Origin of the sequence: Haemophilus parainfluenzae (assembly GCF_900450995.1) — a bacterium.
Lineage (GTDB): Bacteria > Pseudomonadota > Gammaproteobacteria > Enterobacterales > Pasteurellaceae > Haemophilus_D > Haemophilus_D parainfluenzae_O.
This window is the reverse complement of record NZ_UGHY01000002.1, coordinates 842,501-856,125: the sequence shown is the minus strand read 5'-3', so window position 1 is coordinate 856,125 and position 13,625 is coordinate 842,501. Positions and strand designations below refer to the sequence as shown.

General features: G+C 40.1%; 10 protein-coding genes (1 of these 10 cut by a window edge). 5 read left to right on the top strand and 5 right to left on the bottom strand.

Features of this window, described 5'->3' with window-relative positions:
* The first annotated feature begins 167 nt into the window (after positions 1-167).
* Both rpoB and rpoC read left to right on the top strand, forming a co-directional pair.
* Entirely contained in the window at positions 168-4,196 is a 4,029-nt protein-coding gene (gene rpoB, locus DX522_RS04310) for a DNA-directed RNA polymerase subunit beta (RefSeq protein ID WP_115179943.1), read from the top strand.
* Between the two features lie 124 nt (positions 4,197-4,320).
* Positions 4,321-8,571, top strand: a complete 4,251-nt coding sequence (gene rpoC / locus DX522_RS04305) for a DNA-directed RNA polymerase subunit beta' (RefSeq protein WP_115179942.1) — start codon at positions 4,321-4,323, stop codon at positions 8,569-8,571.
* A gap of 103 nt (positions 8,572-8,674) precedes the next feature.
* Here rpoC and DX522_RS04300 read toward each other — a convergent pair whose 3' ends face one another.
* On the bottom strand, positions 8,675-9,493 hold the full coding sequence (locus DX522_RS04300; protein WP_262054281.1) for an IS3 family transposase: 819 nt from the start codon (positions 9,491-9,493) through the stop codon (positions 8,675-8,677).
* Positions 9,481-9,834: a helix-turn-helix domain-containing protein gene (locus DX522_RS04295; protein WP_115179940.1), complete on the bottom strand. Its 354-nt coding sequence runs from the start codon at positions 9,832-9,834 to the stop codon at positions 9,481-9,483. Before DX522_RS04295 ends, DX522_RS04300 begins: the two co-directional genes overlap by 13 nt.
* 156 nt (positions 9,835-9,990) lie before the next feature.
* Here DX522_RS04295 and DX522_RS04290 point away from each other — a divergent pair, with 156 nt between their 5' ends.
* From DX522_RS04290 to DX522_RS04280, 3 genes are read left to right on the top strand one after another with little or no spacing between them, the layout of a single operon-like run.
* The gene (locus tag DX522_RS04290; protein ID WP_115179457.1) at positions 9,991-10,365 is read left to right on the top strand and encodes a transposase; all 375 of its coding nucleotides are present in this window, start codon (positions 9,991-9,993) and stop codon (positions 10,363-10,365) included.
* Positions 10,362-10,943, top strand: coding sequence for an IS3 family transposase (locus DX522_RS04285; RefSeq protein ID WP_262054160.1), 582 nt, complete (start codon positions 10,362-10,364; stop codon positions 10,941-10,943). Before DX522_RS04290 ends, DX522_RS04285 begins: the two co-directional genes overlap by 4 nt.
* Complete coding sequence (locus DX522_RS04280; RefSeq protein ID WP_115179938.1) at positions 10,930-11,169, top strand: IS3 family transposase; 240 nt, start codon at positions 10,930-10,932, stop codon at positions 11,167-11,169. The genes DX522_RS04285 and DX522_RS04280 overlap by 14 nt, the downstream gene beginning before the upstream one ends.
* Positions 11,170-11,267: 98 nt before the next feature.
* On the opposite strand, the gene DX522_RS04275 is transcribed toward DX522_RS04280, so the two are convergent.
* The 3 genes in view from DX522_RS04275 to metN are tightly spaced (at most 39 nt apart) and all read right to left on the bottom strand, a layout consistent with a single transcriptional unit that may run on beyond the window.
* Entirely contained in the window at positions 11,268-12,098 is an 831-nt protein-coding gene (locus tag DX522_RS04275) for a MetQ/NlpA family lipoprotein (RefSeq protein WP_049362494.1), read from the bottom strand.
* Positions 12,099-12,137: 39 nt separating this feature from the next.
* Positions 12,138-12,830, bottom strand: coding sequence for a methionine ABC transporter permease (locus DX522_RS04270; RefSeq protein ID WP_115179937.1), 693 nt, complete (start codon positions 12,828-12,830; stop codon positions 12,138-12,140).
* Positions 12,820-13,625: the 3' portion of a methionine ABC transporter ATP-binding protein MetN gene (gene metN / locus DX522_RS04265; protein WP_049367550.1), read on the bottom strand. It continues 232 nt past the right edge of the window; only the last 806 of its 1,038 coding nucleotides appear in the window; its start codon lies beyond the right edge, outside the window; the stop codon is at positions 12,820-12,822. The genes DX522_RS04270 and metN overlap by 11 nt, the downstream gene beginning before the upstream one ends.

Below are 13,625 nucleotides of genomic sequence, written 5' to 3'. Positions count from 1 at the left end.
AATTAATCAGACGTTTTAATTTAAGTAGCCCACTACAGAAGTAAGGTTCAGAGTGCGGTATCCGAAACGGCGTCAATCTCCGATATAAATAAAAAACGTCAATCAATTTGACCGCACTTTTTTTATATCAACTCGGTCTCACTAAAATTTACAGAGGAAAACCAATAATGGGTTACTCCTATACTGAGAAAAAACGAATTCGTAAAGACTTCGGCAAACGTCCGCAAGTTTTAAATGTACCTTATTTATTAACTATCCAATTAGATTCTTTTGATAAATTCATTCAAAAAGATCCTGAAGGTCAACAAGGCTTAGAAGCTGCATTCCGTTCTGTTTTCCCAATCGTAAGCAATAACGGTTATACAGAATTACAATATGTTGATTACCGTTTAGAAGAGCCTGAATTTGATGTACGTGAATGTCAAATTCGTGGTTCAACTTATGCAGCAGGTTTACGCGTAAAATTACGTTTAGTTAGCTACGATAAAGAATCTTCATCGCGCGCAGTCAAAGACATTAAAGAAAGCGAAGTATATATGGGTGAAATCCCATTAATGACTGACAACGGTACTTTTGTTATCAATGGTACTGAGCGTGTTATCGTTTCACAATTACACCGTAGCCCGGGCGTATTCTTTGATTCTGACAAAGGTAAAACACACTCTTCAGGTAAAGTTCTTTATAACGCACGCATTATCCCTTACCGTGGTTCTTGGTTAGATTTCGAATTTGATCCAAAAGATAACTTATATGCGCGTATTGACCGTCGTCGTAAATTACCGGCAACCATTATTTTACGTGCGTTAGGTTACACCGTTGAAGAAATCTTAAACTTATTCTTCGACAAAGTAACTTTCGAAATTGCTGGCAATAAATTACTCATGACATTAGTGCCAGAACGTCTACGTGGTGAAACGGCAACATTTGATATCGAAGCAAATGGCAAAGTCTATGTAGAACGCGGTCGTCGTATTACAGCTCGTCACATCAAAGCATTAGAAAAAGATAATGTGACACAAGTTGGAGTGCCAACTGAATATATCGCAGGTAAAGTTGCTGCGAAAGATTATGTAGATCTTGAATCAGGTGAAATCATTTGCCTAGCAAATGGCGAGATTTCTTTAGAAGTGTTAGCGAAATTATCGCAAGCAGGCTATAAAGTGATCGAAACATTATTCACCAATGACTTAGATTACGGTCCATATATTTCTGAAACATTACGAGTTGATCCAACTTACGATCGTGTAAGTGCATTATATGAAATCTATCGTATGATGCGTCCAGGTGAACCACCTACACCAGAATCTTCAGAAGCATTATTCAATAACTTATTCTTCTCTGCAGAACGTTATGATTTATCTGCAGTAGGTCGTATGAAGTTTAATCGCTCGTTAGGTATTCCTGAAGGCGAGGGTACTGGTATTTTAAGTAACGACGATATCATTCGTGTGATGAAAAAACTCATCGATATCCGTAATGGTCGTGGTGAAGTGGATGATATCGACCACTTGGGTAATCGTCGTATTCGTTCTGTGGGTGAAATGGCAGAAAACCAATTTCGTATTGGTTTAGTTCGTGTAGAAAGAGCGGTTAAAGAGCGTTTATCTTTAGGCGATTTAGATGCAATCACGCCACAAGACTTAATTAATCCGAAACCAATTTCTGCGGCAGTGAAAGAATTCTTTGGTTCTTCACAACTTTCGCAATTCATGGACCAAAACAACCCATTATCAGAAGTGACGCACAAACGTCGTATTTCTGCATTAGGTCCAGGCGGTTTAACGCGTGAACGCGCAGGCTTTGAGGTTCGTGACGTACATAACACCCACTATGGTCGTTTATGTCCAATTGAAACCCCTGAAGGTCCAAACATCGGTTTGATCAACTCACTTTCTGCGTTTGCTCGTACGAACGATTACGGTTTCTTAGAAACCCCATATCGTAAAGTAGTGAATGGTCAAGTAACCGAAGAAATCGAATACTTATCTGCAATTGATGAAGCAAACTACATCATTGCACAGGCGAACTCAAACCTTGATGAGAACAATCGCTTTACAGATGCATTCGTTACTGCTCGTGGTGAACGTGGTGAATCTGGTCTTTATAAACCAGAAGAAATTCATTATATGGACGTTTCAACCCAACAAGTGGTATCTGTGGCTGCAGCGTTAATTCCATTCTTAGAGCATGACGATGCGAACCGTGCCTTAATGGGGGCGAACATGCAACGTCAAGCGGTTCCTACTTTACGTGCTGATAAGCCGTTAGTAGGTACAGGTATGGAAAAACCAATCGCATTAGACTCAGGTGTTGCGGTTGTCGCGAAACGTGGTGGTACAGTTCAATACGTTGATGCGTCTCGTATCGTTATCAAAGTAAATGAAGACGAAACTGTAGCAGGTGAAGCAGGTATTGATATTTATAACTTAATTAAATACACCCGTTCTAACCAAAATACCTGTATCAACCAAATTCCTTGTGTGAATTTAGGCGATCCAATTAACCGTGGTGAAGTATTAGCAGATGGTCCTTCAACAGACTTAGGTGAATTAGCATTAGGTCAAAATATCCGTGTGGCGTTCATGCCTTGGAACGGTTATAACTTTGAAGACTCAATGTTAGTTTCTGAACGTGTAGTACAACAAGATCGCTTTACGACAATCCACATTCAAGAATTATCTTGTGTGGCGCGTGATACTAAATTAGGTTCTGAAGAAATCACTGCAGATATTCCAAACGTTGGTGAATCTGCATTAAGCAAATTGGATGAATCAGGTATCGTTTATGTGGGTGCTGAAGTGAAAGGTGGTGACATCTTAGTCGGTAAAGTCACCCCTAAAGGCGAAACGCAATTAACACCAGAAGAAAAATTGTTACGTGCAATTTTCGGTGAAAAAGCATCTGATGTAAAAGACTCTTCATTACGCGTACCAAACAGCGTAAGCGGTACAGTAATTGACGTTCAAGTCTTCACCCGTGATGGCGTAGAAAAAGACAAACGTGCATTAGAAATTGAAGAAATGCAGTTAAAACAAGCTAAGAAAGACCTTTCTGATGAATTAGAAATCTTAGAAGCTGGCTTGTTTGCTCGTGTACGTAATGTACTTATCGCTGGCGGTATTGATGCGGCTCAATTAGATAAAATGGATCGCACCAAATGGTTAGAACAAACCATTTCTGATGAAGAAAAACAAAACCAATTAGAACAGCTTGCTGAGCAATATGAAGAATTACGTAAAGAGTTTGAACACAAACTTGAAGTACAACGTAAGAAAATCATTAAAGGCGATGACCTTGCACCAGGCGTGTTAAAAGTGGTTAAAGTTTACCTTGCGGTGAAACGTCACATCCAACCGGGTGATAAAATGGCGGGTCGTCACGGTAACAAAGGTGTTATCTCAAAAATCAACCCTGTGGAAGATATGCCATACGATGAAAACGGTCAACCAGTTGAAATCGTATTGAACCCACTGGGCGTACCGTCTCGTATGAACATCGGTCAGATCTTAGAAACCCACTTAGGCTTAGCGGCGAAAGGTATCGGTGATCAAATTAATGCGATGATCAAACAAAAACAAGACGTTGAGAAACTTCGTGGCTATATGCAAAAAGCATACGATTTAGGTCATGGCGCACAAAAAGTTGATTTAAGCACCTTTAGCGATGACGAAATCATGCGTTTAGCGGAAAATCTACGTAAAGGTTTACCGGTAGCAACACCTGTGTTTGATGGTGCTGCTGAGCAAGAAATCAAAGAAATGTTGAAACTTGGTGGCTTACCAACTTCAGGTCAGATTACGTTATATGATGGCCGTACTGGTGAGAAATTCGAGCGTCCAGTAACCGTAGGTTATATGTACATGCTCAAATTGAACCACTTAGTTGATGACAAAATGCATGCTCGTTCAACAGGTTCTTATAGTCTTGTTACTCAACAACCACTTGGTGGTAAAGCACAATTCGGTGGTCAACGTTTCGGTGAGATGGAGGTATGGGCACTTGAAGCATATGGCGCTGCTTACACCTTACAAGAAATGTTAACTGTGAAATCCGATGACGTGAACGGCCGTACGAAGATGTATAAAAACATCGTTGGTGGCAACCAGCAAATGGATCCGGGTACACCGGAATCTTTCAACGTAATTATGAAAGAAATCCGTTCACTTGGTTTGAATATCGAGTTAGACGAAGAGTAATCGACAAACCTGTCTTCCCCTGTTCGCAGGGGAAGCAAAAGGAAGAAATCGCCGAAGTGCGGTTAAAAAAACAAAATATTTTTGACCGCACTTTGAAACCCTTAACTCCGACAGGAGACTATTTGTGAAAGACTTAGTTAAGTTTTTAAAAGCACAATCAAAAACGAGTGAAGATTTTGATGTGATTAAAATTGGGTTAGCTTCTCCAGACATGATCCGTTCTTGGTCATTTGGTGAAGTTAAAAAACCTGAAACAATCAACTATCGTACGTTCAAACCTGAGCGTGATGGTCTTTTCTGTGCACGTATTTTCGGGCCAGTAAAAGATTACGAATGTTTATGTGGTAAATATAAACGCTTAAAACACCGTGGTGTGATTTGTGAAAAATGTGGTGTTGAAGTAACACAAACTAAAGTACGTCGTGAGCGTATGGGCCACATTGAGTTGGCTTGTCCAGTTGCACACATTTGGTTCTTAAAATCACTTCCATCCCGTATCGGTTTATTACTTGATATGCCATTACGTGATATTGAACGTGTGCTTTATTTTGAAATGTACATCGTGACCGAACCGGGTATGACCGATTTGGAGCGTGGACAGTTATTAACTGAAGAACAATTCCTTGATGCTGAAGACCGTTGGCAAGATGAATTCGAAGCGAAAATGGGTGCTGAAGCAATTCAAGATTTACTTAAAGGTATTGATCTTGAAGTGGAATGTGAGAAATTACGTGAAGAGTTACAAGAAACTAACTCTGAAACAAAACGTAAGAAAATCACTAAACGCTTAAAATTATTAGAAGCTTTCCAACAGTCTGGTAATAAACCAGAGTGGATGGTGATGACTGTATTACCAGTACTTCCACCAGATTTACGTCCGTTAGTACCATTAGATGGTGGTCGTTTTGCAACATCTGATTTGAACGATTTATATCGTCGCGTGATCAACCGTAACAACCGTTTAAAACGTTTATTAGATTTAATCGCACCAGATATTATCGTGCGCAACGAAAAACGTATGTTACAAGAATCTGTTGATGCGTTATTAGATAATGGTCGTCGTGGTCGTGCGATTACGGGTTCTAACCGTCGTCCATTAAAATCACTTGCGGATATGATCAAAGGTAAACAAGGTCGTTTCCGTCAAAACTTATTAGGTAAACGTGTTGACTATTCTGGCCGTTCTGTAATCACTGTAGGTCCATACTTGCACTTACACCAATGTGGTTTACCGAAGAAAATGGCATTGGAATTATTCCGTCCGTTTATCTATGCAAAATTAGAAAGCCGTGGTTATGCAACTACAATTAAAGCGGCTAAGAAAATGGTTGAGCGTGAAGAAGCGATCGTTTGGGATATCTTGGCAGAAGTTATTCGTGAGCACCCAATTCTATTGAACCGTGCACCGACACTTCACCGTTTAGGTATCCAAGCGTTTGAGCCACTTCTAATTGAAGGTAAAGCAATCCAGTTACACCCACTTGTTTGTGCGGCGTTCAACGCGGACTTCGATGGTGACCAAATGGCGGTTCACGTACCATTAACACTTGAAGCGCAGTTAGAAGCGCGTGCGTTAATGATGTCAACCAACAACGTACTTTCACCTGCAAACGGTGATCCTATTATCGTTCCATCACAAGACGTGGTGTTGGGTCTTTACTATATGACCCGTGAAAAAGTAAACGGTAAAGGCGAAGGCATGTTATTGCAAGATCCACGCGAAGCTGAAAAAGCATATCGTACAGGTGAAGCAGAATTACATTCTCGCGTTAAAGTACGTATTACTGAATATGTGAAAAATGAAGCTGGTGAATTCGAAGAGAAAACTACATTAACCGATACCACTATCGGTCGTGCAATCTTATGGATGATCGCGCCAAAAGGTATGCCATATTCATTGTTCAATCAAACATTAGGTAAAAAAGCAATTTCTAAACTCATCAACGAAGCTTATCGTCGTTTAGGTTTGAAAGAAGCAGTAATGTTTGCTGACCATATTATGTATACCGGCTTTGCTTATGCGGCACGTTCAGGTTCTTCTGTGGGTATCGATGATATGGTTATCCCAGAGAAAAAATACGAAATTATTTCTGCAGCAGAAGCTGAAGTAGCTGAAATTCAAGAACAGTTCCAATCTGGTCTTGTAACGGCTGGCGAACGTTATAACAAAGTCATCGATATTTGGGCTGCGGCGAATGAGCGCGTAGCTAAGGCGATGATGGAAAACTTATCTCAGGAAGAAGTTATCAACCGTGAAGGTAATCCGGAGAAACAAGCTTCTTTCAACAGCATCTTTATGATGGCTGACTCTGGTGCGCGTGGTTCTGCAGCTCAGATTCGTCAGTTAGCAGGTATGCGTGGTTTGATGGCGCGTCCAGATGGTTCGATCATCGAAACTCCAATTACAGCGAACTTCCGTGAAGGTTTGAACGTACTTCAGTACTTTATTTCAACCCACGGTGCGCGTAAAGGTTTGGCGGATACTGCATTAAAAACCGCAAACTCTGGTTACTTAACTCGTCGTTTAGTTGATGTAGCACAAGACTTAGTGATCGTTGAAGATGACTGTGGTACGCACGAAGGCTTAGTCATGACTCCATTAATCGAAGGTGGCGATGAGAAAGTTCCACTTCGCGAATTAGTGTTAGGTCGTGTTGTAGCTGAAGATGTGTATAAACCAGGTACAGAAGAAGTCTTAATTGCACGTAACACTTTATTAGATGAAAAACTTTGTGATGTGTTAGATGCAAACTCAGTGGACAGCGTAAAAGTACGTTCTGTTGTAACTTGTGATACTGACTTCGGTGTATGTGCGAAATGTTACGGTCGTGACTTAGCGCGTGGTCACCTCATCAACCAAGGTGAAGCAGTGGGTGTTATCGCTGCTCAATCTATCGGTGAGCCAGGTACACAGTTAACCATGCGTACGTTCCACATCGGTGGTGCGGCTTCTGCAGCAGCGAAAGAATCTAGCGTACAAATCAAAAACAACGGTACTTTACACCTTGCTAACGCGAAATTCGTTGTTAATGATGAAGGTAAATTAGTTTTAACTTCTCGTAATACTGAATTAACAGTGACTGATGCATTTGGTCGTACGAAAGAACACTATAAAGTGCCTTACGGTACTGTATTAAATAAAGCAGACGGTCAAGAAGTATTAGCAGGTGAAACAGTGGCAAACTGGGATCCACATACTATGCCAGTTGTTTCTGAGGTATCAGGTTTTGTTAAATTTGTTGATATCGTGGATGGTTTAACTGTAACTCGTCAAACGGATGAATTAACCGGTCTTTCTTCTATCGTCGTACAAGATGTGGGTGAACGTGCAACAGCAGGTAAAGATTTACGCCCAACCATCAAATTAGTTGATGCAAAAGGTAACGATATCTTCTTACCTGAAACTGACGTTATTGCACAATACTTCTTACCAGGTAAAGCAATCGTAAGTTTAGATGACGGTGCAGAAGTAAAAGTGGGTGAACCACTTGCACGTATTCCACAAGAATCTGTGGGTACTAAAGATATTACCGGTGGTCTTCCACGCGTTGCTGATTTATTCGAAGCTCGTAAACCGAAAGAGCCTGCTATCTTGGCAGAAATTTCAGGTATCGTGTCCTTCGGTAAAGAAACCAAAGGTAAACGTCGCTTGCTAATCACACCAACTGAAGGTGAAATCTACGAAGAAATGATTCCAAAATGGCGTCAGCTCAACGTATTTGAAGGTGAGATGGTAGAACGTGGTGACGTGATTTCTGATGGTGCAGAGACTCCACACGATATCTTACGTTTACGCGGTGTTCGTGCTGTAACTGAATATATCGTGAACGAAGTGCAAGAAGTTTACCGCTTACAAGGGGTAAAAATTAACGATAAGCACATCGAAGTTATCGTACGTCAAATGTTACGTAAAGCAGTCATTACGAAAGCTTATGACAGCGAATTCCTTGAAGGGGAACAAGTTGAAGTAGCTCGCGTGAAAATTGTGAACCGTAAACGTGAAGCGGAAGGTAAACCACCAGTTGAATTCGAACGTGAATTACTTGGTATTACCAAAGCGTCATTGGCGACAGAATCCTTCATTTCTGCGGCATCGTTCCAAGAAACCACTCGCGTGCTTACTGAAGCGGCAGTGGCGGGTAAACGTGATGAATTACGTGGCTTGAAAGAGAACGTAATCGTAGGTCGTTTAATCCCTGCAGGTACGGGGTTTGCGTATCACCAAGGTCGCCACAAAAAACGTATTGTAGACGATGTTGTGATTAAATTGTCTGAAGACGATGAAGCAGCAATTGCTGATGAATTCGTGATGACAGCAGATGATGCAACAACTAACTTAGCAGAAATGCTTAATATGGCAGATGATGCAGAGTAATCGCTAATCGATAAAAAGAAAACCCGAGTTTAGGCTCGGGTTTTTTATTATCTCAATAAATAAAGTGCGGTCAGTTTTGATCTGACCCCAAAAAGTTAGACTGTTATTTAAAGGATTGTTTTCGATATTGTATCGGACTCAGTCCTTTTAATTTTAGTTGAATCCGTCGATGATTATAGTAATCCAAATAATCTCTGACAGCATCAACTATCTCTTCTTTTGTTTTAAATTCCCGACCATAAAAACATTCCGTTTTTAATCGCCCAAAGAAACTTTCCATCGCGGCATTGTCCAAGCAATTCCCTTTTCTCGACATACTTTGAATGATGCCATGTTCAGCCAAGATTCGACGATAAGCTACCATTTGATATTGCCATCCCTGGTCTGAATGCAAAATGATACCACAAGCTTTATTTAATCCTTTGACGGCTTGCATTAACATGTCCTCTACTTGCGCCCAGTTTGGGGAATAGCTGAGATTATAGGAGACTATCTCATTGTTAAATAAGTCTAAAATTGGGGATAAATAGACTTTACTCCCATCTTTCGTCTTAAACTCTGTGATATCGGTCACCCATTTTTGTTTCGGGGCCGTTGCACTAAAATCGCGTTCAAGATGATTCGGTGCAATCACCCCTATCGTGCCTCGATAGGTCGTCAATTTCTTGCTTTTTCTTGACTGCACTTGAAGCCCAAGTGTCTGCATTAAACGTTGAACTTTTTTATGATTCACGCCTGGCAAGCTGGCATGAACTCGTCGGTAGCCATAATCAGGATGATTGGCTTTGATGCGTTTAATGGCCTTTTTCAGCTGCTCATCCTTATCCGGTTTAATCTGAAGTTTTGCAAAAAACGTACTACGCGCTAACTGTGCAAAACCTAAAAGCCATTTTAACGGATAGCGTGTTCTTAACCTTTGGATAATTTCCGTTGCTCGGCTTCGTCCTGAAGTCTGAGCCTTCTCAACTCCTTTAGGTAGGCCACCTCCGCTTCAAGCTGTAAAATTCTCAGGCGTAAACGGTCTTCTTCAGTTTTGGGTGGCGGTGGCATTTTTGCATATTTGGGTTTCATCGGCGGTCGTCCTGATGGTTTACGGGGAATAAGTCCTTTTATGCCACTTTTTTCAAACCGTTTCAACCATGTCCCGACTAGGGTGTTGGAGGGAATATTGTAAAAACGCGCGGCTTCTCTAATACTCATTTTCTCATTCAAAATAGGTTGAATAACCTGTAATTTAAATTCGATTGTGTAGTGTTTACCCATAAAAAAATCTGCACCTCAATTGTTGGTTTGTTGAGTCCAACTTTTGGGGTGCAGATCAGTTTTTGATGAGTTTTTCTTTTGGAAAAGTATCATAAAAAACTGACCGCACTTTGATCTGCACCCCAAAACCTGGACACCTAATTTGAGGTGCAGATTATGTCCTACCCTTATCAATTTCGTTTGAAAATTATCAAACTCGTCACCGAACAGGATTATGGTATCCGTGAGGTGGCTAAACTTCATCAAATTTCCCACGCTCTCGTCATTTATTGGCTAAAAGCATTTCGGGAAAGAGGGCTTGATGGCGTAAAATCGCCTTATAAAAACCTTCAAACACCGAAAATAGCGAAGCCAAAGATGAAAAAGAAAGACATTGAAATTCCAGAAACCACAGACTTTTCACCTAAAGCGTTTAAAAAGTTACAACGAGAGCTCGCCTTGGCTCGTGCGGAGATTGCTTACCTAAAGGAGTTGGAGAAGCTCGACCGTCAAAAACAACGACAGAAAAAAGAAAAATCATTGAAAGATTGAAGCCAAACTATGCATTAAATAATTTACTTCATGTGGCTAAAATGCCTCGCTCAAGCTTTTACTATAAAGAGGTTAAGCGAAATTATCACGAGGTAAAAGAGGCTATCTTATCGCTGTATAAAAAGAACAGAAAACGAGATGGTTATCGCCCCATGACGTTTAAATTACGCCAAATGGGTTTTAATTTGAATCATAAAACGGTGTTAAAGCTGATGAACGAGTTAGGTATTCATTCCATTTTACGCAAGAAAAGACATGGAAAACGTGGAAAAACATCGCATATTGCCCCGAATTTGCTGAATCGTGATTTTACAGCAACGGCACTCAATCAAAAATGGGTAACGGATGTAACGGAATTTCATGTTGGTCAAGAAACGCTTTATTTTTCACCGTTGATGGACTTGGCTAACCGAGAAATTATTGCCTATAACTTTGCGACACGCCCGAAGTTTTCATTGGTAAAAAAGATGTTAGAACAAGGGCTTAGTCGGCTTAAACCGACAGAATGCCCGATTATTCATAGTGACCAAGGTGTATTTGTATGGCACGGCGGAATGGGTGAAAATGTTGGAAGGTAAAGCGGTTCAAAGTATGAGTCGCCGAGGAAATTGCTACGATAATGCGGTGATTGAAAGTTTTTTTGCGATACTAAAATCAGAGTGTTTTTACTCTCGGACTTATCATTCAATCACTGAATTACAGGCTGAAATTGAAGAATATTTAGTGTATTACAACCAAAAACGCATTAAACTTGCTTTCAAAGGATTGAGCCCAGTGCAATACCGAGCTCAATATTTAAGTTAACTAACCTGTCCAACTTTTGGGGGGGCAGATCACTTTCTTTTCATCAATAAAAAAGCCACCTTAATCGGTGGCTTTGAAATATTTTGCTTAAGTTAAGATTACCAACCTTTTACAACACCATCTTTAAAGTGTTTTTTCGCTTCTTGGTAAACTTCTTCAGTTTGGTACGCTTTTACGAAATCTTGGATCGCTTTGCTGTCTTTGTTATCAGTACGAGAAACAATAATGTTTACGTATGGAGAATCTTTATCTTCTACGAATACACCGTTATCTTGTGCATTTAAGCCAACTTGACCTGCATAAGTGTTATTTACAACCGCAAGATCAACATCATCTAATGCACGAGCTGCAACAGAGGTATCCACTTCAGAAATTTTTAAGTTTTTCGGATTTTCAACGATATCTGCGACAGTTGAAAGAAGATCGCTAGAATTTTTAAGTTTGATTAAACCTTGTTTCTCAAGGAGGATTAATGCACGACCACGGTTTGATGGGTCATTTGGTACAACAACTTTTGCGCCATCTTTTAATTCATTTACATTTTTGATGGTTTTAGAATAACCAGCTAGTGGGTAAACAAAGGTGTTACCAACGATCACTAAGTTATTTAAGTTTTTCGCTTTTACATCCTCATCTAAGTAAGGTTTATGTTGCATTGCGTTAGCATCTAAATCACCCTTAGATACAGCAGTATTTGGTAATGCATAATCATTGAATAAAACAAATTCAACATTTAAGTTGTATTTATCTTTTGCCACTTTTGCAGCGGTTTCGGCTACTTGGTGCTCAGGACCTGCCATTACACCAACTTTGATTGATGTTGCAGCCGGCGCAGTTGATGCAGCATCTGCTTTTTTATCTTCTTTACAACCTGTTAATACTAATGCTGATGCAATAGCGGTGATAGCAAATAAGTTTTTTAATTTCATGTTTTTTCCTTGTTGTGAATAAAATGGTATAGAAAACAATTAACGGTGATCCACTCGTTTTGCGAGCGTGTCACCTAATTTTTGACTGAGCATCACGATAATCACGATAACAATCGTTGCCGCCCAAGTTACCGATGGCATATTGCGATAGACACCGTAGTTAATGGCGAGGCTTCCTAAGCCGCCACCGCCTTGCGTTCCCGCCATTGCGGTATAGCCAATTAATGTCACGAAAGTGAGCGTAATGGCATTAATGAGCGTAGGTAAAGATTCAGGTAAATAGAATTTACGAATAATTTGCCAATTGGTTGCGCCCATGGCTTTTGCGGTTTCAGTCAAACCAGTCGGAATCTCAAAAAGTGCATTGCTCGTAAGACGTGCAAAAAATGGTGTTGCCGCTGCACTTAATGAAACAATCGCCGCATTAGAACCAATACTACCGCCAGGAAGTAACCAGCTTGTTATCGGAATTAAAGCAAGTAACAAAATAATATAAGGAATTGAACGTCCGATATTAATAATGACATTTAAAAATGCATTGAGTTTTTTGTTTTCTAAAATCGCCCCTTTATTAGTTAAAAAGGTTAAAAAACCCAATGGTAAGCCTAATAAAGCCGCAATTAATGTCGATAATACTGACATATAAACCGTTTCAATGGTCGATACCGTTAATAAACTTGCAAAATTATCGGGAAATTGTTGGCTAAATGTTGCCCATAAATCATTGAACATAGCCTAGCACCTCTACTCGAACGTTATTTTCCATTAAATAAACTTTGGCTTGCGTAATCGCATCTTCATCACCTTCAACCTCTGCAATAGTAAAGCCAAATTTTACCCCGCCGGCATAATCAATTTGTGATGTTAAGATACTGAGTTCCACGCCAAATTTTTTCGATGCTTGAGAAAGTAATGGGGCATCTACTGAACGACCGGTAAATTCAAATTTGATGATTGGATACGATTTGGCATGTTTTGGTGTATCAGATAAATTTTCTAAATATTCTTCCGGCAACGTAATGTGGAAAGTCGAGCTGATAAATTCTTGGGCTAATTCTGTTTTCGGATTAGAGAAAATTTCACTAACTGTGCCTTGTTCAATCAGGCGACCTTTATCAATTACTGCAACTTGATCGCAGATGCGTTTAACTACTTCCATTTCATGAGTAATAAGAAGAATAGTGATACCTAAAGTGCGGTTGATTTCTTTTAATAATTTTAGAATGGATTGAGTTGTAGCGGGATCCAATGCACTAGTGGCTTCATCACAGAGTAAGACTTTTGGATCGCTTGCAAGTGCACGCGCAATAGCTACACGTTGTTTTTGACCACCAGAGAGATTAGCAGGATACACATTATGTTTATCACTTAATCCTACAAGCGCTAAAAGTGCGGTCGTTTTCTCTTGAATTTCTGCTTTCGATTTATTTTCTAATTCAAGTGGTAACGCTACGTTTTCAAAAACGGTTCGAGAGGTCAATAAATTAAAATGTTGGAAAATCATGCCGATTTGGCGGCGTGTTTTAA